This is a genomic window from Clostridium felsineum DSM 794 (assembly GCF_002006355.2).
Lineage (GTDB): Bacteria > Bacillota > Clostridia > Clostridiales > Clostridiaceae > Clostridium_S > Clostridium_S felsineum.
Genome location: NZ_CP096980.1, coordinates 81629 through 102103, shown reverse-complemented (window position 1 = coordinate 102103; position 20475 = coordinate 81629). Strand labels below are relative to the sequence as shown.

Annotated in this window: 13 protein-coding genes, 2 tRNA genes, 3 rRNA genes and 1 other annotated feature; all 18 genes read left to right on the top strand. The window is 34.4% G+C overall.

The features are described from left to right. The first annotated feature begins 4 nt into the window (after positions 1-4). A complete protein-coding gene (gene yaaA, locus CLFE_RS00520) occupies positions 5-211 on the top strand; it encodes a S4 domain-containing protein YaaA (protein ID WP_077834882.1) in 207 nt (68 codons plus the stop codon). Between the two features lie 45 nt (positions 212-256). Further along, the gene (gene recF, locus CLFE_RS00515; RefSeq protein ID WP_077895344.1) at positions 257-1348 is read left to right on the top strand and encodes a DNA replication/repair protein RecF; all 1092 of its coding nucleotides are present in this window, start codon (positions 257-259) and stop codon (positions 1346-1348) included. An 18-nt stretch (positions 1349-1366) separates the two neighbouring features. Beyond that, on the top strand, positions 1367-1630 hold the full coding sequence (gene remB, locus CLFE_RS00510; RefSeq protein WP_024026196.1) for an extracellular matrix regulator RemB: 264 nt from the start codon (positions 1367-1369) through the stop codon (positions 1628-1630). 24 nt (positions 1631-1654) lie between these two features. Then, positions 1655-3568 carry a DNA topoisomerase (ATP-hydrolyzing) subunit B gene (gyrB, locus tag CLFE_RS00505; protein ID WP_077895345.1) on the top strand — a complete coding sequence of 638 codons (1914 nt, stop codon included), beginning with the start codon at positions 1655-1657 and terminating at the stop codon, positions 3566-3568. 22 nt (positions 3569-3590) lie between these two features. Then, the gene (gene gyrA, locus CLFE_RS00500) at positions 3591-6086 is read left to right on the top strand and encodes a DNA gyrase subunit A (protein WP_077895346.1); all 2496 of its coding nucleotides are present in this window, start codon (positions 3591-3593) and stop codon (positions 6084-6086) included. 436 nt (positions 6087-6522) lie between these two features. Further along, positions 6523-8028: ribosomal RNA gene (locus CLFE_RS00495) — 16S ribosomal RNA — on the top strand. Positions 8029-8201: 173 nt separating this feature from the next. Then, positions 8202-11106: ribosomal RNA gene (locus tag CLFE_RS00490) — 23S ribosomal RNA — on the top strand. A gap of 70 nt (positions 11107-11176) precedes the next feature. After that, positions 11177-11293 (top strand): 5S ribosomal RNA (rrf, locus tag CLFE_RS00485). The 16S, 23S and 5S rRNA genes sit together here with 2 tRNA genes alongside, the layout of an rRNA operon. 3 nt (positions 11294-11296) lie before the next feature. Continuing rightward, positions 11297-11373 (top strand) — tRNA-Ile (locus CLFE_RS00480). Position 11374: 1 nt separating this feature from the next. Next, positions 11375-11450 (top strand) — tRNA-Ala (locus tag CLFE_RS00475). Between the two features lie 86 nt (positions 11451-11536). After that, positions 11537-12013, top strand: coding sequence for an HD domain-containing protein (locus tag CLFE_RS00470; RefSeq protein ID WP_077895514.1), 477 nt, complete (start codon positions 11537-11539; stop codon positions 12011-12013). A 79-nt stretch (positions 12014-12092) separates the two neighbouring features. Next, positions 12093-12608: a transcription repressor NadR gene (locus tag CLFE_RS00465; RefSeq protein WP_077853016.1), complete on the top strand. Its 516-nt coding sequence runs from the start codon at positions 12093-12095 to the stop codon at positions 12606-12608. Positions 12609-12632: 24 nt separating this feature from the next. Then, entirely contained in the window at positions 12633-15338 is a 2706-nt protein-coding gene (locus CLFE_RS00460; RefSeq protein WP_077895515.1) for a UPF0182 family protein, read from the top strand. A 120-nt stretch (positions 15339-15458) separates the two neighbouring features. After that, entirely contained in the window at positions 15459-16316 is an 858-nt protein-coding gene (locus CLFE_RS00455; RefSeq protein WP_242951737.1) for a L,D-transpeptidase, read from the top strand. Positions 16317-16344: 28 nt separating this feature from the next. Further along, complete coding sequence (locus tag CLFE_RS00450; RefSeq protein WP_077895517.1) at positions 16345-17739, top strand: NAD(P)/FAD-dependent oxidoreductase; 1395 nt, start codon at positions 16345-16347, stop codon at positions 17737-17739. A 9-nt stretch (positions 17740-17748) separates the two neighbouring features. Next, on the top strand, positions 17749-17979 hold the full coding sequence (locus tag CLFE_RS00445; protein ID WP_077835344.1) for a DUF1667 domain-containing protein: 231 nt from the start codon (positions 17749-17751) through the stop codon (positions 17977-17979). Positions 17980-18034: 55 nt separating this feature from the next. After that, positions 18035-18236: a binding site (T-box leader), on the top strand. Positions 18237-18416: 180 nt separating this feature from the next. After that, the gene (locus tag CLFE_RS00440; RefSeq protein ID WP_077895518.1) at positions 18417-19487 is read left to right on the top strand and encodes a pyridoxal-phosphate-dependent aminotransferase family protein; all 1071 of its coding nucleotides are present in this window, start codon (positions 18417-18419) and stop codon (positions 19485-19487) included. Between the two features lie 25 nt (positions 19488-19512). After that, positions 19513-20430, top strand: coding sequence for a D-2-hydroxyacid dehydrogenase (locus CLFE_RS00435; RefSeq protein ID WP_077835346.1), 918 nt, complete (start codon positions 19513-19515; stop codon positions 20428-20430). Positions 20431-20475: the final 45 nt, after the last annotated feature.

The window sequence follows — 20475 nt, the reverse complement described above, 5'->3', positions numbered from 1 at the left end:
AATTATGAAAGAAGTAAGTATTAATACTGAATTTATAAAGTTGGATTCTTTACTCAAATGGTGTGGTGCAGTTACCCTTGGATCTGAAGCAAAAATGTATATATTAAACGGTGATGTAAAAGTAAATGGAGAAGTAGAAACAAGAAGAGGTAAAAAAATATATAAGGGTGATAGTGTAGAATTTGATGGTAAAACTTATAAAATAGTATAATTTAGACTTAGAATTGATACTTATGATATAATAATAGGTGTTATTATGTATATAAAAAATTTATACTTAGATAATTTTAGGAATTATGATAATATAGAGATTGAATTTAATAAAAAAGTTAATATTTTAACCGGAAATAATGCACAGGGAAAAACTAACATACTTGAAAGTATTTTTTATTGCAGCCTCGGAAAGTCTCATCGTACTAGTAAAGATAAAGATCTTATAAAGTGGGATAAGGATGAAGCATTTATAAGGTTAAACATGTCACGAAAGCCACTTGATAAAAAAATAGAAATAAAAATTTTCAAGGGTGGAAAAAAAGGCATAAACATTAATTCAATAAAATTAAAAAAGATATCTGAGTTATTTGGAATATTTAACGTTGTTATGTTTTCACCTGAAGATTTGAAAATTGTAAAAGAATCTCCAGGTTACAGGAGAAAATTTTTAGATATGGAAATATCCAAACTAGATCACAGATATTATTACAAACTTGTTCAATATAACAAAATATTAGAACAACGAAATATTATACTTAGAAATAAAAAATTTTTAAATAATGATATTATCAATGTGTATGATCAGCAATTAAGTGAATTCGGCAGCTCTTTGATTAAAAGCAGAATAGACTATTTAGAGCAATTGAACAATAGGGGAAAATTAATACATTCAGATATAACAAAGGGAAATGAAGAAATTGAATTTTCTTATTTAACTCATGTTAAGGGAAAAGAAAATATTTCTGAGGAATTATTGTCTTTGTTCAGAGATAGCCAGAAAAGAGATATGGAAAAGGGAAACACTTCTATTGGACCTCATAGAGATGATTTTAGCATAAAGATAAATGGCATAGATGCTAGGAGTTTTGGGTCTCAAGGTCAGCAAAGGACATCTGTTTTGACTATAAAATTTGCTTCAATTCAAATTATCAAAGAGATTTCAGGTGAAACACCAGTGCTTTTACTTGATGATGTTCTGTCTGAATTAGATGAAAGTAGGCAAGAATATATATTGAACTCATTAGAAGGAATACAAACGGTAATAACTTGTACAGGAATGGGAGATATAAAAAAATATTTAAAAAATGATTTTAATGTATTTAGAATCGATAACGGTAGAATTGTTGAATATTAATAAAATAGGAGGAATAGCATGTTTTTACACTTGGGCGAAAATGTAGTAGTTCCAATAAAAGATGTTATTGGAATTTTTGATATTGAAACAACTATGTATAGTGCAGATACAAGTCAATTTTTAAGAATGTCAGAAGAAGATGGATTTGTAGAAAGAATAACCAATGAGGCACCTAAATCATTTGTTATTGCAGAAGTAGATAAAAAAAGTAAGATATTTTTATCACCAATTTCATCTTCAACGTTAAGCAAAAGGTCAGAGGTTGTTTATTTAGAACCATAATAGTGTTAGAGTAGGAGGATACTAATGTCAGAAAAAAATGAAATTTATGATGAAAGTCAAATACAGGTTCTTGAAGGTCTTGAAGCTGTAAGAAAAAGACCAGGAATGTACATAGGAAGTACTGGTACGCGGGGCTTACATCATCTTGTATATGAGATAGTTGATAATAGTATAGATGAAGCTTTAGCCGGATATTGCAGCCATATAAAAGTTATTGTACATAAAGATAATTCAGTAACAGTATCCGATGATGGTAGAGGTATGCCTGTAGGAATACACCATAAAATGAAAAAGCCAACTGTAGAAGTAATAATGACTATACTTCATGCAGGAGGAAAATTTGGAGGTGGAGCTTACAGAGTATCAGGAGGACTTCATGGAGTTGGTGCGTCTGTTGTTAATGCACTATCTGAAACTTGTGAGGTTGAAGTAAAGACAGAAGGGCATATATGGAAACAAACATATCATAGGGGTAAGGTGGCATCACCTTTTGAAAAAATAGGTGATAGTCAAGATCATGGAACAAGAATATATTTTAAGCCAGACCCTGAAATATTCGAAGATATAGAATATGATTATGACACTTTATCACAAAGATTAAGGGAATTGGCATTTTTAAACAAAGGAATAAAAATCCAACTTACTGATGAGAGAAATGACAAAAATGAGCTTTTCCATTATGAAGGCGGCTTAAAGTCATTTGTGTCATATTTAAACAGAAATAAAGAAGTTGTTTTTAAAGAGCCAATTTATGTAGAAGGTTCAACAGGTGGTAATTATTCTGTTGAGATAGCACTTCAATACAATGATGGATATAACGAAAGTATATTTTCTTTTGCAAATAATATACACACAATTGAAGGTGGAACACATCTTGCTGGATTTAAAACAGCATTAACAAGAGTAATAAATGATTATGCTAAGAAGTTTGGCTATTTAAAAGAAAATGATAAGAATTTATCAGGGGAAGATATAAGAGAAGGGCTTACAGCAGTAGTTTCTGTTAAACTTACGGAACCTCAGTTTGAAGGGCAAACAAAAACTAAGCTTGGAAATACTGAAGTAAGAGGTATAGTTGATAGTATAATAAGCGAAAGAGTAAGTAATTATCTTGAAGAAAATCCTCAAATAGGTAAACTCGTTATTGATAAAGCTTTAGTTGCATCAAGAGCAAGAGAAGCAGCCAAAAAAGCAAGAGAAATAACTAGAAGAAAATCTGTACTTGAAAGTACTTCACTTCCAGGAAAATTAGCTGATTGTTCGTCAAAAGATGCAGAGGAATGTGAGATATATATTGTCGAGGGAGATTCAGCTGGTGGTTCTGCCAAACAAGGTAGAAACAGGCAGTTCCAAGCTATTTTACCACTTAGAGGTAAAATAATGAATGTTGAAAAGCAGAGAATAGATAAAATACTTAATTCAGAGGAAATAAAGGCTATGGCAACAGCTTTTGGCGGGGGAATAGGTAAAGACTTTGATGTATCTAAATTGAGATATCATAAGATTATAATTATGACAGATGCCGATGTTGATGGGGCACATATAAGAACGCTTATACTTACATTTTTCTATAGGTATATGACAGAACTTATATCAGAGGGTCATGTATTTATAGCACAGCCACCACTATACAAGGTAAGTAAGGCTAGAAAAGAATATTATGCTTATAGTGATAAAGAGTTAGATGATGTATTACAGAATGTTGGTGGTAAAGATAAGAGCACCGATATTCAAAGATACAAAGGTCTAGGAGAAATGAATCCTGAACAGTTATGGGAGACTACTATGAATCCTGATCAAAGAACGTTAATAAAGGTTAACATAGAGGATGCTATGGCAGCAGATGAAATTTTCACAATTCTTATGGGTGATAAAGTCGATCCAAGAAGAAAATTCATAGAAGAAAATGCTACTAAAGTTGTTAACCTTGATATTTAAGGGATTAAAAGAGGTGTGATGAATGCTAAATGAAGGAAAAGTTTTGCCTGTAGATATAAGCAGTGAAATGAAAAAATGTTATATAGATTATGCGATGAGTGTTATAGTAAGCCGTGCACTTCCAGATGTAAGAGATGGATTTAAGCCTGTTCATAGAAGAATATTATATTCAATGCATGAATTAGGTTTGACGCCTGAAAAAGGATATAGAAAATGTGCAAGAATAGTCGGAGACGTTCTAGGTAAGTACCATCCACATGGTGATTCATCGGTTTATGGAGCTTTAGTTAGATTAGCTCAAGACTTCAACTTAAGATATACAGTTGTTGATGGACACGGAAATTTTGGTTCTGTTGATGGTGACTCTGCAGCTGCAATGAGATATACAGAAGCCAAAATGAATAAAATTGCAATTGAAATGGTAAGAGATATAGGAAAAAATACTGTAGATTTCATGCCTAACTTTGATGGTGAAGAGAAAGAGCCAGTTGTCTTACCATCAAGATTTCCGAATTTACTTGTAAATGGTTCTGCTGGTATTGCTGTTGGAATGGCTACAAATATCCCACCACACAATTTAGGTGAAGTTATAGATGGAATAACAATGCTTATAGATAATCCAGAATTAACAGTTCTTGAACTTATGGCACAAATAAAGGGACCAGATTTTCCTACAGCAGGAATAATAATGGGTAAATCCGGAATAAGAGCTGCATATGAAACTGGTAGAGGAAAAATAACAGTAAGAGCTAAAAGTGAAATAGAAGTAGAGGATAATGGTAAACAAAAGATTATAGTTACAGAAATACCGTATCAAGTGAATAAAGCAAGACTTGTAGAAAGTATTGCAGATCTTGTTAAGGATAAAAGAGTTATAGGAATAAGCGATCTCAGAGACGAGTCAGATAGAGATGGAATGAGAATCGTAATAGAAATAAAAAAAGATGCAAATGCCAATATAATATTGAATCAGTTATATAAGCATACTAGGCTTCAAGATACTTTTGGAATAAATATGTTAGCATTAGTGAATAACAAACCAGAAGTTCTTAATTTAAAGCAAATTTTAGAGCATTATATTAAATTCCAAGAAGAAGTTATAACAAGAAGAACACAATTTGATCTTGAAAAAGCTTCTGCTAGAGCTCATATTTTAGAGGGATTAAAAATTGCGCTTGATAATATAGATGCAGTGATAAGCTTGATAAGAGGTTCTAAAACAACTCAGGAAGCAAAAACGGGGCTTATGGAAAAGTTTGCACTTTCTGAAAAGCAAGCTCAAGCAATTCTTGATTTAAGACTACAAAGATTAACAGGTCTTGAAAGAGAAAAAATAGAAGAAGAATACAACGAATTAATGAAAACAATAGCTGAACTAAAGGGCATTCTTACGGATGAAAATAAAGTGCGCGCTATAATAAGAGATGAACTTAATGAAATAAAGCAAAAGTATGGCGATGAAAGAAAGACTGCAATAGAAAGAGCAGAAAATGACATAGATATAGAGGATTTAATACAAGAAGAAAATGTCGTTATAACTCTTACACATGCAGGTTATATAAAGAGAATAAATGCTGATACCTATACTTCACAGAAAAGAGGAGGAAGAGGTATACAAGCAATGACAACAAAAGAAGATGATTTTGTTGAAAATATATTTATAACATCAACACATAATAATATATTATTCTTCACAAACAAAGGAAGAATGTATAAATTAAAGGCATACCAAATTCCAGAAGCGGGTAGAGCGGCAAAGGGAACTAACATTGTAAATTTACTGCAGCTTGATCCAAATGAAAAAATTCAAGCAGTTATATCACTTAAAGAATTTGATGAAGAAAGCTTCTTAGTTATGTGTACTAGGAAAGGAATAATCAAAAAGACATCTATAGTTATGTATAAAAACATAAGAAAGAGTGGTCTTATTGCAATAAATCTTAATGATGATGATGAATTAGTTTCCGTTAGGATAACAAAAGGAAATGATGATATCATAATAGTAACTAACAGAGGACTTGCAATAAGATTTAATGAAAATGGTGTCAGACCTTTAGGGAGAAATGCACTTGGAGTAAAGGGTATAGCACTTAAAGAGGATGACTTTGTAGTAGGGATGGAAATACCTAATGAAGAAAGTGATGTTTTAGTAGTAAGTGAAAATGGTTTTGGTAAAAGAACGCATGTATCAGAGTATAAGAGCCAGCATAGAGGTGGAAAAGGACTTATAACATACAAAGTTTCTGAGAAGACAGGAAAAGTTGTAGGTGTAAGGATGGTAGAGAATGGTGACGAACTTATGCTCATAAATAACCTGGGTATAGCTATAAGAATAAATGTTTCAGACATATCTACTACAAGCAGAAATGCTATGGGTGTAACTTTGATGAGAAATAGTGATGATGAAAAAGTTTTGGCTATAGCTAAAATAAATAAAGAAGATGCTGAACAAATAGAAGTTGATGAAGAAATAGAAGATACTGAAGAAAATAAAGATACTCAAAATACAGAAGAATAGTATGAAATAAAGATAAAAGCTTGTGAAAACATTACTTCACAAGCTTTTATCTTTTATAAAACAAAATAAACTATACCGTGAGTATCAATATGAGAAATATGGAGCATAATGTGAAAATATGAAGAAAAATAAATATATTTACTATAAATAGGGAGGGGAAATATAATATAAGTTTTTCTATGTGATATCATATTATCTGTTGTCACGTGAGTGCAACAAAATTTGATCTTAAAAAATTACGAAAAAAGTAGTTGACAAGGTTAAGTAAAAATGATATTATAAATAAGCTGTCTGAGTGCAGCGCACAATTGAACTTTGAAAATTAAACAGAGAATTAAAGAACCAGCAATTCTTTTGAATAGAATTTATTCTATTTAAATAAATTTAGCGATGAGCTAAAGGAATACGGAGTAGCATCTGTATTATATCAAACTTTTAAATTGAGAGTTTGATCCTGGCTCAGGACGAACGCTGGCGGCGTGCTTAACACATGCAAGTCGAGCGGGGAACTTCGGTTCCCAGCGGCGGACGGGTGAGTAACACGTGGGTAACCTGCCTCATAGTGGGGAATAGCCTTCCGAAAGGAAGATTAATACCGCATAATACTCGGAAATCACATGATTTCTGAGCCAAAGGATTTATTCGCTATGAGATGGACCCGCGGCGCATTAGCTTGTTGGTGAGGTAACGGCTCACCAAGGCTTCGATGCGTAGCCGACCTGAGAGGGTGATCGGCCACATTGGAACTGAGACACGGTCCAGACTCCTACGGGAGGCAGCAGTGGGGAATATTGCACAATGGGGGAAACCCTGATGCAGCAACGCCGCGTGAGTGATGAAGGTCTTCGGATCGTAAAACTCTGTCTTATGGGACGATAATGACGGTACCATAGGAGGAAGCCACGGCTAACTACGTGCCAGCAGCCGCGGTAATACGTAGGTGGCAAGCGTTGTCCGGATTTACTGGGCGTAAAGGATGTGTAGGCGGATATTTAAGTGAGATGTGAAATCCCCGGGCTTAACTTGGGGGCTGCATTTCAAACTGGATGTCTGGAGTGCAGGAGAGGAAGGCAGAATTCCTAGTGTAGCGGTGAAATGCGTAGAGATTAGGAAGAATACCAGTGGCGAAGGCGGCCTTCTGGACTGTAACTGACGCTGAGGCATGAAAGCGTGGGGAGCAAACAGGATTAGATACCCTGGTAGTCCACGCCGTAAACGATGAATACTAGGTGTAGGAGGTATCGACTCCTTCTGTGCCGCAGTTAACACAATAAGTATTCCGCCTGGGAAGTACGGTCGCAAGATTAAAACTCAAAGGAATTGACGGGGACCCGCACAAGCAGCGGAGCATGTGGTTTAATTCGAAGCAACGCGAAGAACCTTACCTAGACTTGACATCTCCTGAATTAGTCCGTAATGGATGAAGTCCCTTCGGGGACAGGATGACAGGTGGTGCATGGTTGTCGTCAGCTCGTGTCGTGAGATGTTGGGTTAAGTCCCGCAACGAGCGCAACCCTTATCATTAGTTGCTAACATTTAGTTGAGCACTCTAGTGAGACTGCCCGGGTTAACCGGGAGGAAGGTGGGGATGACGTCAAATCATCATGCCCCTTATGTCTAGGGCTACACACGTGCTACAATGGTAGGGACAAAAAGATGCTATACCGCAAGGTGGAGCTAAACTCAAAACCCTATCCCAGTTCGGATTGTAGGCTGAAACTCGCCTACATGAAGCCGGAGTTGCTAGTAATCGCGAATCAGAATGTCGCGGTGAATACGTTCCCGGGTCTTGTACACACCGCCCGTCACACCATGAGAGTCGGCAACACCCGAAGCCCGTGAGGTAACCTTTTGGAACCAGCGGTCGAAGGTGGGGTTGATGATTGGGGTGAAGTCGTAACAAGGTAGCCGTAGGAGAACCTGCGGCTGGATCACCTCCTTTCTAAGGAGTCGACATGGAAATGTAATTTCCATGAAGGTTCTTTGTTCTCTGTTTAATTTTGAGAGTTCAACTCTCTATTTTGTACTTTGAAAATTGCATAGTAATTAAGAGTAATACTCTAAAGCAAGGCAAAGTTAATTCTTTGTTGTTTGTATTTAAATATATTTATTTAAGGTCAAGCTACAAAGGGCGCATGGTGAATGCCTTGGCACTAGGAGCCGATGAAGGACGTGATAAGCTGCGATAAGCTTCGGGTAGACGCAAATAGTCTGTGAACCGAAGATTTCCGAATGAGGAAACTCTCATGGGTAACCCCATGAACTGTATACTGAATTCATAGGTATATAGAGGTAAACCCAGGGAACTGAAACATCTAAGTACCTGGAGGAAGAGAAAGAAAAATCGATTTCCTTAGTAGCGGCGAGCGAAACGGAAAGAGCCCAAACCGGAAACTTGTTTCCGGGGTTGCGGGCAGATCATTAAAGCTTTATATCTTAACCGAAGATTTCTGGAAAGTTAAACCATAGAAGGTAATAGTCCTGTAGGTGAAAAGAGAAAAAAGCCCGATCTGTACCAGAGTACCACGAGACACGTGAAACCTTGTGGGAAGCTGGGAGGACCACCTCCCAAGGCTAAATACTACCTAGTGACCGATAGTGAAGCAGTACCGTGAGGGAAAGGTGAAAAGAACCCCAGACGGGGAGTGAAATAGAACCTGAAACCGTGTGTCCACAACCGATCAAAACACGTTAATGTGTGATGATGTGCTTTTTGTAGAACGAGCCAACGAGTTACGGTATGCAGCAAGGTTAAGCACTTAAGGTGCGAAGCCGAAGGGAAACCAAGTCTGAATAGGGCGCATAGTTGCATGCTGTAGACCCGAAACCGGGTGACCTATCCATGGCCAGGGTGAAGCGGAAGTAAAATTCCGTGGAGGCCCGAACCACAATGGTGTTGAAAAACCATGGGATGAGCTGTGGATAGGGGAGAAATTCCAATCGAACTCGGATATAGCTGGTTCTCCTCGAAATAGCTTTAGGGCTAGCGCCATGAATGAGTACCGGAGGTAGAGCACTGAATGAGGTAGGGGCTGACAACAGTTACCGAACTCTATCAAACTCCGAATGCTGGATACTTGAATCATGGTAGTCAGACTGCGAATGATAAGATCCGTAGTCAAAAGGGAAACAGCCCAGATCACCAGCTAAGGTCCCAAAGTATAGATTAAGTGGTAAAGGATGTGGGATTTCTAAGACAACTAGGATGTTGGCTCAGAAGCAGCCATTCATTAAAAGAGTGCGTAATAGCTCACTAGTCAAGAGATCCTGCGCCGAAAATGTCCGGGGCTAAAATCTAACACCGAAGCTGTGAACTTGTACTTCGTACAAGTGGTAGAGGAGCATCCTGTATGGGCTGAAGTCGTACCGAAAGGAGCGGTGGACTGTACAGGAGAGAGTATGTTGGCATAAGTAGCGAGAACTAAGTGAGAATCTTAGTGGTCGAAAACCTAAGGTTTCCTGGGGAAGGTTCGTCCGCCCAGGGTAAGTCGGGACCTAAGCCGAGGCCGAAAGGCGTAGGTGATGGACAATCGGTTGATATTCCGATACCGCAGAGTAACGTTATGAGAAATGGGATGACGCAGAAGGATAGGATATGCGTACGTTATTGGAAGTACGTCTAAGCACTGAGAGTGGAAGATAGGAAAATCCGTCTTCCTTAAGCTTGGGGTGTAATGGTGAGGTAGTTTACTACCGAAATATCTGATTTCATACTGCCAAGAAAAGTCTCTATCCAGGAGCTCTGTGCCCGTACCGCAAACCGACACAGGTAGGTGAGGAGAGAATCCTAAGACCATCGGAAGAATTGCTGTTAAGGAACTCGGCAAATTGACCCCGTAACTTCGGGAGAAGGGGTGCCTACGAGAGTAGGTCGCAGAGAATAGGCCCAAGCAACTGTTTATCAAAAACACAGGTTTCTGCTAAAGCGAAAGCTGAAGTATAGGAGCTGACGCCTGCCCGGTGCTGGAAGGTTAAGGGGAATGCTTAGCGCAAGCGAAGGCATGAACTTAAGCCCCAGTAAACGGCGGCCGTAACTATAACGGTCCTAAGGTAGCGAAATTCCTTGTCGGGTAAGTTCCGACCCGCACGAATGGCGTAATGATTTGGGCACTGTCTCAACAGCAAATCCGGCGAAATTGTAGTGCAAGTGAAGATGCTTGCTACCCGCGATTGGACGGAAAGACCCCGTAGAGCTTTACTGTATCTTAGCATTGAATTTCGGTATTGTCTGTACAGAATAGGTGGGAGACTTGGAAGCAGTTCCGTCAGGAATTGTGGAGTCGTCTTTGGGATACCACCCTGACAGTACTGAGGTTCTAACCGGAGGCCATGAAACTGGTCACGGGACATAGCTAGGAGGGCAGTTTGACTGGGGCGGTCGCCTCCTAAAAAGTAACGGAGGCGCCCAAAGGTTCCCTCAGCGCGGTTGGAAACCGCGCGTAGAGTGCAAAGGCAGAAGGGAGCCTGACTGCGACACAAACAAGTGGAGCAGAGACGAAAGTCGGGCTTAGTGATCCGGTGACTCCTCGTGGGAGGGTCATCGCTCAACGGATAAAAGCTACCTCGGGGATAACAGGCTGATCTCCCCCAAGAGTCCACATCGACGGGGAGGTTTGGCACCTCGATGTCGGCTCGTCGCATCCTGGGGCTGAAGTAGGTCCCAAGGGTTGGGCTGTTCGCCCATTAAAGCGGCACGCGAGCTGGGTTCAGAACGTCGTGAGACAGTTCGGTCCCTATCCGTCGCGGGCGAAGGAAATTTGAGAGGAGCTGTCCTTAGTACGAGAGGACCGGGATGGACTGACCTCTGGTGTACCAGTTGTCTTGCCAAAGGCACGGCTGGGTAGCTATGTCGGGAAGGGATAAACGCTGAAGGCATCTAAGCGTGAAGCCCACCTCAAGATTAGATTTCCCATAACATAAGTTAGTAAGACCCCTGTAAGAACAACAGGTGATAGGTCAGAGGTGTAAGAATGGTAACATTTTAAGCTGACTGATACTAATAGGTCGAGGGCTTGACCAATTAATAAATAAATATATGATAATTACTATGCAATCTTGAAAGTACAAAGTACTTTCTACATTTAAATAGATCCGGTGATCATAGCATGGTTGTAACACCCGTTCCCATACCGAACACGAAGGTTAAGAACCAGAACGCCGATAGTACTGCAGGGGAGGCTCTGTGGGAGGGTAGGTCATTGCCGGGTAATGGATCTTTAGCTCAGTTGGTTAGAGCAACCGGCTCATAACCGGTCGGTCCGGGGTTCGAGTCCCTGAAGGTCCACCATGGGGGATTAGCTCAGCTGGGAGAGCACCTGCCTTGCACGCAGGGGGTCAAGAGTTCGAATCTCTTATTCTCCACCAAACTAAGATAGCAGTTTTATAACTGCTATCTTTTTTTTTTTGTTATTTTAGTATATAATTTTAGTGTATAAGAGGGAGGATATGCATTGATAGTTGAGAGAATAAATCAATTTTTTAAGTATGTATATTCGTATGTAGATGATGATGATAAATTATATATTGAAAAACACTTGAATTCAAGGGAAAAGGAACTGTTTTATAAATTATCTATTCATGAGCAGAAACATGCAGTGAATGTAGCAAGAGATGTAGATAAGAGATGTAGTGAAGAAGATATGATAAAAGCAGCACTTCTACATGATATAGGAAAGATATATATAAAGCTTAATTTAATTGATAAGTCAATTTTAGTTATACTTGATTTTATAAGTAAAGGTAAATTAAAAAAGTTTAGTAAAATTAAAAAAGTTTATTGCCACTATAATCATAGTTATATAGGATATTGTATGTTAAAGGAATTAGAAAACGAAGAAGTATTATTTCTTGTGAAAAATCATCATAATAATAGTATAAAAGATAATGCCAAATTAGATATATTAAAAAAATATGATGATGAAAATTAGTTTGAAGATATATATAATGCTATTCTTTAAATTAAAAAAATATATATAAAATAGATTAGGAAAAAATATGGTGATATAAATGAATTCAGAAGAAAGAAGAGAAAATATTAAAAGCAGGTTAGAAAACAATGAGGATCCAATTAAAGGCAGTACCTTAGCAGAAGATTTAGGTGTGACAAGACAAATAATTGTAAAGGATATAGCTATACTTAGAGCTAAAGGGTATAAAATAATAGCAACACCAAAGGGATATATAATTAATAAAACTAATTCTAATGCTATAAAAAGGGTTCTTGCTGTAATACATGATAGAGATAGTATAGAGGATGAACTTCAATCAGTTGTCGAGTTTGGAGGAATTGTAGAAGATGTAATAATAGAGCATCCACTATATGGAGAAATAAGAGGAATACTTATGATTAGAACACTTTTCGATGTTAAAAACTTTATGGATAAAATTAAGAATCATAGTGCAGAGCCCCTTTCGATTCTTACAGGTGGAGTTCATTTGCATACAATAAGGGCTGAAAATGAAAAGGATATGCAAAATATTATAGATGAATTAAATAGGAAAAATTATATAATATCTGATTAGAAATAAGGATATGAGGTGATACATTTGAAAAAGAGAGTTACCATTATAACTATAATTGTATTTTTAATAATTTTAGTTAGTTCCATCGGAAAAGTAACAGACTTTATAATTAATTTAGAGTGGTTTAATGAAGTGGGGTATACCTCTGTTTATTTTACAAAGCTCATGGCAATACTTAAATTAATGATTCCAATATTTGTAATAATATATTTAGGATTATGGTTTTATTATAAAAGCATGAAAAAAATAATTATAAAATGGAGTAAAGTTGTTGAGGTTAATATAAAAAATGAAAAAATAAAAAAAAGAATAGCTATTATAATTGATATTATAATATCTTTTTTTGTTTCATATTTTATAGCTTCAATTTATTGGTATAGAATACTCCAGTTTACAAGTGGTACTAATTTTAATATAAAGGATCCTGTTTTTAATATTGATGCATCTTTTTATGTATTTAGATTACCTCTTATAGAATCATTATATAATGTATTAATGTTGTTTCTAATATTTATGGCAGGAGTAACTGTTATTTTTTATATAATATTAAATTTAAGGAATAACATCTATAGAAGAAATTTTCATAAAAGTATTAATATAAAGGATTTTTTTAGTGGTTTAAGTAATTTTGCTGGTAGGCAATTTGCTATAATAGTATTTTTGATAATGTTATTGGTATCAGCTGGTTATGTATTAAAATCATTTAAATTAGTATACTCCCCACGTGGAGTTGTGTATGGCGCTGGATACACTGATATACATGTATCACTGGTTTTCTATGTAATAATAGTAGCTGTAGCTATAATATCATCAATAGTTATTTTTATAAGTATAGTTAAATATAAAATAAAACCTATATTTATATCAATAGCTGTTATATTAATTTTGGTGGTAGGCCAAAGCATAACATCTGAAATAGTTCAAAACCTAATTGTAAAATCTAATGAAAAGAATTTAGAAGCTCCTTATATTAAAAATAATATACAATATACAAGGGATGCTTTTAATATAAATGGTATATATGAAAGGAAATTCTCTTCTAATGATGATCTTACAGAGGAAGATATGGCTAATAACAAGCAAACTATAGATAATATAAAGATAAATTCAGTAACGCAAGCATTGGAGTTTTATAATCAAGTTCAGGTTGTTAGATATTACTATGACTTTAAGGATTTAGATGTAGATAGGTACAATATAAATGGAAAGTATAGTGAGGTGTTTTTAGCTCCAAGAGAAATTAATAGTAAATCTCTTCAAGGAAATGCTGACACTTGGCAGAATAGGCATCTTATATATACACATGGTTATGGGGTAGTTATGAATAAAGTTAATTCAGTAACTAGTGAAGGCCAGCCTAACTTTGTAATAAAAGATATACCACCTAATAATGATACTAAGCTTGAGATTAAAAATCCTAGAATATATTATGGTGAAGAAACCAATGATTATGCAATTGCAAACAATACGTTAGGTGAGTTTGATTATCCAGAAGGAAGTGAAAATAAAACTAATAACTATAGCGGTAAAGGTGGAATAAAGGCATCTTTAATTAATAGAATTTTATTTGCTATAAGCAGAAAGGAATCTAACTTTTTACTTTCACAAAACATAAATGGTAATAGTAAAATTTTAATAAATAGAAATATATTTGATAGGCTAAATAAAATAGCTCCATTTTTGAACTATGATAAAGATCCTTATACGGTTTTAAGTGGTGGGAGACTATATTGGATAATAGATGCATATACTACATCAGATAGATTTCCTTATTCTCAACCATATAATAATGTAAACTATATAAGAAATTCGGTTAAAGTTGTTATAGATGCAGTAGATGGTACAACTAATTTTTATATTGTAGATAAAAATGATCCTATAGCGAATAGTTATTCTAAAATATTTCCAGGGTTGTTTAAAGATATAAGTGAAGTTCCTAAAGATATAAGAAGTCATTTTAAATATCCAGAAGACTTGTTTTCTATTCAGGCTGATGTTCTTGGAAAATATCATGTAACAGATACGGGAGTATTTTATAATGGTGAAGATCTTTGGGAGCCAGCTAAAAATCAAAAGAAAATAGATGGAGAAAAGGGTGTAAATGATGCTTCATACTTTATAATGCAGCTTCCAGAAACTAAGAAGCCTGAAATGGTACTTATGGAGTACCTAAATATGAAAGGCAAAGATAATATGTCTGCTATATTTGGAGCAAGAATGGATGGAGATAATTACGGAAAGTTAATTTTATATAAGTTGCCAACAGAAAAGACGGTTTATAGCCCCTATTTATTTAAACAAAAAATAAACCAAGATCCTGCAATTTCTAAAGAGGTATCACTTTGGAATACTCAGGGTTCTAGTGTACAATTTGGGGATACATCTATAATACCCATAAAAAATTCATTACTGTATGTAGAACCAGTGTATTTAAGAGCACAAGGTAAGAATAGTATGCCAGAGGTTAAAAGAATAATTGTATCCTTGGGAAATAAAATAGTTATGGCAGATAGTATTGAAGATGCTTTAAATCAAATATTTAATAATAGCTTAACAGAGAATTCAACTAATCAAGAACAAATTCCTCAGAATGAAAATGATAAAGAAAAGTTAAATAAAGCTAAGGATTTATATAATCAGGCTATAGATGCTCAGAAGAATGGTGATTGGTCTAAATATGGTGAGGCTATTAATAAATTAGGTAAAATTTTAGATGACTTAGATAAGTAAATTTTGAAAATTATAGGTTATATCATTGTAACCTATAATTTTTTTATACATTAAACTTCATGTATATGTTTAACTTGTATTTTTATGTAAATAATAACAATATACAGAGGTGAGATTGTGATGAAAAAGGAAATAGGAAAATTTTTATTATCGTGTGTGATTAGTTCAATAATAACATGCATTATTATATTGGCACCTATATTTTTTACTAAAGATGATAAGCCAGGTGACTTTGTTCCACCGAGTACTTCTTATGAAAATAAAGTCAAGGCAGAAGTTACGGAAAAAATGAAATACAAATTTAAGGACAATATTTCAGTATTTTCATCAAAGGATTGTATTAAAAACACTTATTACATAAGTAATGACAATGTTCAATTAGTTGTTGATATAGATAAACCTTCATCGAAAATATATACTTTAAATAAAGGAGAAGAAGTTGTAGCTACTAAGGAAAAGAGTGGATACATTTATTGTGAGACAAATCATGTTGATGAATACGGAATTTTTATTAATGGTTGGGTGAAAAAAAATATTAACAATGTTACAGGGGTAAAATGTATAAATTATGATACTTTAATTGATGTAGATATTACAAGTGAAAGTATAAATGTTTATAAAAATAATGTTATAGTTAATAAAAAGCCAATTAAATGTTCTACAGGTGTTAAAGGAGATAATTATAAAGAAACTCCTATAGGAATTTTTAGTGTAAAAAAGAAAGTAGCAAATTTATCTAATAAAAGAGAAGGAGAGAACGGTATGTATGGCATACAGTTTTTTAGTGATTATTTTCTAAATTCTGTCTCCTTTAATGAAGTAAAAAAAGATGATAAAATAGTATATGATGAAAATATAAGAGAGATAAATAATTTAGGTAAGACTGATACTAATGGAGGAATAAGACTTTCACTAGAAGATTCTAGATATATATATAATTTAGTTACAGATAAGAGTGCAGTTAGTATTCATTATTAGAGAGTGTAAAATCTTAAGGGGGGATTTTATGGATTACGATGTTTTAATATTAGGTGGAGGTATAATAGGATGTTCCATAGCCTATGAATTATCAAAGTATAGTTTGAATGTATCACTTATTGAAAAGGAATACGAAATTGGAGACGATACATCTATTGTAAATGCTGATTTGGTTCATAATGGTATAGAAGCTAGGTATGTTGTAAATTATGATTTAGAGACTAAAGGTAATAGTGTGATGAAGCAAACCTGCGAGGATTTAGCAGTACCTTTTAAAACTATAAGTGCAATTGTTTGTTCCAAGAATGAAGAGGTAATAGATAAAACATACAACAGGGCAATAAAGAGAGGGTTAAATAAAGTAAGCTTGGAAAACATAGAAGAAACGATGTCTAAAAGTATAAAGCTAAATAACATTTGTAAAAAAGGAATTGTTCTGGATAATATAGGAGTTGTTTGTGCAGATGACTTAGCACTAGCATATGGTGAAATAGCATTTGATAATGGTGTTAATTTTAGATTGAATGAAAAAGTAATTGAAATAAAAAAGATATCTAAAGGATTTAATGTTACAACAAGTAAGAATAAATTCACATGCAAAATAGTAATAAATACAATACCAGATACAAATAATCCTATTTTAATCGATGGAAAAGGTGAAAAGATTTCAAAGAGAAACATGAGTAATTTGGTTTACTTTATATTAGACGGAAAAATAAAAAGAGATTTAAAATGTGCCATAGCAGTATTAAGTGATAAAGGTGATAGTACATATATTTTCAAAGATTTTCAAGGAAATATCATAGTAAAAATTGTTACAAAAGAAGATGTAACATATAAAGATGCACTAATGAAATTAAAGGATATAATTGGAACTATTCATGAAGAGGATATTCTTTATTTTTACAATTCTAGATTTAATAATGATAAAATAATTATAAGCAATAAATTAAGTAGTTACGGATATATAAAAGTTCAATGCAAGAGTTATGCAATATCTACAGTTACACCGTCAATAAGTAAAAATATAGGTACGGCAGTAGTCAATAACCTAAAAAGTAAAGAAAAAAAAGAGTTTTATAGTAAAAGACGTGATATATATAAATTTAGAGATATGAGTAACACTGAAAGAAGAAAGTTAGTAGCTACAAACCCAAAGTACGGAAATATAATTTGTAGGTGTAATCAAGTTACAGAAGGTGAGATTGTTGATTCCATTAGAAGGCCACTTGGAGCAAGAACATTGGAAGGTATAAAGAGAAGAACAGGGGCTTTTTATGGAGAATGTTTAGGTACTTGTTGTATGGATAAAGTAGTTAAGATTTTAGCTAAGGAAACAAATAAGGACTTTATAGAAGTATTAAAAAATACTGAAAAAAGTAATCTTGTTACAGGACGAATAAAAGAGTTTAACGAAATGTAGGTGAATAGAATGGGCGAAAAGGCAATATTAACCACACTTGTTAGAATAAAGGGTTCTTCTGAAGGTGTTGTTTCTGTAAAGAGTAGGGAACCTATTGATAAAGATCTATTTATTGAATGTTCTAGGGCATTAAGTAGATTGTATGTGGGAATACCTATAAAATGTGGAGATTTAATATGTCAAAATATATTGAATACTGGTGTCGATATAATTGCAACAAAGAATATAAAAAGAAAATAAAAAAGACTATTGACAAAATTTATTTATGTATATATAATGAAATTAGTTAAATAATTATAAACCGTTGAAGAGAATAGTAACTTGTTAACAATTTTAGAGAGTCAGTGGTTGGTGAAAACTGATATTTGTTATTTAGTGAATCCGCCTCAGAGGGATTGCGATGAGCAATACGGCAATTGTGTCGTTAAATTTCAATTAAGATAATCATTTTTTAAAGTTGATTAATTAGGGTGGTAACGCGGTCTTTCGTCCCTTACAGAAGGGGATTGAAGGGCTTTTTTTATTACAAAAAATTAAAAACTTTAAAATTTCAGCTGAGTAATTGATATGGATTTTTTTCCGCAAGTATCATTTGCTTATTTTTATAACCTTTTTTCAGAAAATAAATACAAAAAAGTAATAATTTTATATTTTTATAAATAAAAGGGGGCATTTATATGCATAAAAAATTATTTATACCTGGTCCAGTTGAAGTAGCAGAAGATGTACTTCAAAAAATGGCAGAACCTATGATTGGACATAGAAGTAAGGAAGCTTCAGCACTTCAAAGGGGCATAAGTGACAAGCTTAGAATTGTTTTTCAGACTAAAGAGGAAATATTACTTTCTACTAGTTCAGGTAGCGGATTGATGGAGGGAGCAATTCGTTCATGTACAGCTAAAAGAGCAGCAGTATTTTCAATAGGGGCCTTTGGAAAAAGGTGGTACGAAATGGCTATAGACAATAGAGTACCAGCTGACTTATATGAGGTTGAATGGGGAGAAGCAATTAAACCTGAATTTGTTGAGGAAGTTTTAGAAACTGGAAAATATGATTTAATAGCGTTAACACACAATGAAACTTCAACAGGAATAATGAATCCAGTTGGTGATTTGTCAAAGGTTATAAAAAAATATCCAGACGTAGTATGGTGTCTTGATACAGTTAGTTCTATGGGGGGAACTAACATACCAGTAGATGAACTTGGAGTTGATATTTGTATAACATCATCACAAAAAGCACTTGGACTTCCTCCAGGACTTGCAGCATGTTCATTTTCTAAGAAAGCAATAGAAAGAGCTAAAACAGTTGAACATAGAGGATATTATTTGGACTTATTAAAATTATATGAATTTATTCAAAAGAAGGATTATCAGTATCCATCAACACCTTCATTATCACATATGTTTGCGCTTGATTATGCACTTAATAAAATGCTTGAAGAGGGTATGGAGAATAGATATAGAAGACATATTGAAATGGCAGAGTATGTAAGAAATTGGGCTAAAGAAAATTTTGAATTATTTGGAGATGAAAATAATCTCTCTAATACAGTTACAACTATAAAAAATACTAGGGGCATAAGTGTAGCTGATTTAAATAAGGAACTAGGAAAGAGGGGATTTGCAATATCAAATGGATATGGCAAATTGAAGGAGAAGACATTTAGGATAGCTCACATGGCTGAGTTTACATTAGATGATATTAAAGAACTTATAGAAAATATAAATGATATTTTAAATTTATAGAATTATAAAAGGGGGCTTTTATATAATGATAAGGATATTGGCTAATGATGGAATGAATAAAAATGCAGCAAATAAATTAAGAAATCTTGGTTATGAGGTTGTAGAAGATCACTATGATAAAGAAGAATTACTTGTAAAAATAAAAGAGTTTGATGCTCTTATTGTAAGATCTGCAACGAAAGTAACAAAAGAGGTTGTTGATGCTGCAACGGTAAATGGGGCAAAGCTTAAGCTTGTTATAAGAGCTGGAGTTGGAGTGGATAATATAGAAGTTGCTTATGCAAGAGATAAAGGGCTTACGGTTAGTAACACACCTAAGGCAAGTAGTGCATCCGTAGCAGAGCTTGCAATAGGACATATGTTTGCTGTTTCAAGATTTATAAATACAGCCAATGTAACTATGAGACAAGGTAAGTGGGAGAAGAAGGCCTATACAGGGACTGAAATCAATGGAAAGACTTTGGGACTTATTGGTTTCGGAAGGATTGCAAGAGAAGTAGCTAAAAGAGCAGAAGCATTGGGAATGAAAGTTATATATAATGATATTTGCGGTAAAGCAGAGGGCTATGATAATTATGATTTTTATGAAGATATAAATGAACTTTTGAAAATATCTGATTTTGTATCACTTCACATACCTTATGATAAGAAAAAAGGATACGTGATTGGTGAAGATGAGTTTAAAATAATGAAGAATGGGGCATTCATTATAAATTGTGCTAGAGGAGGAGTTGTTTCTGAAGAAGCTCTTTTAAAAGCACTCAATAATGGCAAAATAGGCGGAGCAGCACTGGATGTATTTGAAAATGAACCTAAACCTTGTGCTGAACTTTTAGAAAATCCTAGAGTTTCAGTTACTCCACATATTGGAGCGTCAACAAAGGAAGCTCAAGCAAGAATTGGGGAAGAAATAGTAAATATAGTAGAAAGTATGTTTAAGTAGAGACACAAGTAGATGCCGCTGGATAATTATATAAACAGCGGCTTT

What these genes read in the sequence shown, in the direction of transcription:
- yaaA (WP_077834882.1), top strand. Translation starts at nt 5, where the DNA reads ATGAAAGAAGTAAGTATTAATACTGAATTTATAAAGTTGGATTCTTTA.
- recF (WP_077895344.1), top strand. Translation starts at nt 257, where the DNA reads ATGTATATAAAAAATTTATACTTAGATAATTTTAGGAATTATGATAAT.
- remB (WP_024026196.1), top strand. Translation starts at nt 1,367, where the DNA reads ATGTTTTTACACTTGGGCGAAAATGTAGTAGTTCCAATAAAAGATGTT.
- gyrB (WP_077895345.1), top strand. Translation starts at nt 1,655, where the DNA reads ATGTCAGAAAAAAATGAAATTTATGATGAAAGTCAAATACAGGTTCTT.
- gyrA (WP_077895346.1), top strand. Translation starts at nt 3,591, where the DNA reads ATGCTAAATGAAGGAAAAGTTTTGCCTGTAGATATAAGCAGTGAAATG.
- CLFE_RS00465 (WP_077853016.1), top strand. Translation starts at nt 12,093, where the DNA reads ATGAATTCAGAAGAAAGAAGAGAAAATATTAAAAGCAGGTTAGAAAAC.
- CLFE_RS00455 (WP_242951737.1), top strand. Translation starts at nt 15,459, where the DNA reads ATGAAAAAGGAAATAGGAAAATTTTTATTATCGTGTGTGATTAGTTCA.
- CLFE_RS00450 (WP_077895517.1), top strand. Translation starts at nt 16,345, where the DNA reads ATGGATTACGATGTTTTAATATTAGGTGGAGGTATAATAGGATGTTCC.
- CLFE_RS00445 (WP_077835344.1), top strand. Translation starts at nt 17,749, where the DNA reads ATGGGCGAAAAGGCAATATTAACCACACTTGTTAGAATAAAGGGTTCT.
- CLFE_RS00440 (WP_077895518.1), top strand. Translation starts at nt 18,417, where the DNA reads ATGCATAAAAAATTATTTATACCTGGTCCAGTTGAAGTAGCAGAAGAT.
- CLFE_RS00435 (WP_077835346.1), top strand. Translation starts at nt 19,513, where the DNA reads ATGATAAGGATATTGGCTAATGATGGAATGAATAAAAATGCAGCAAAT.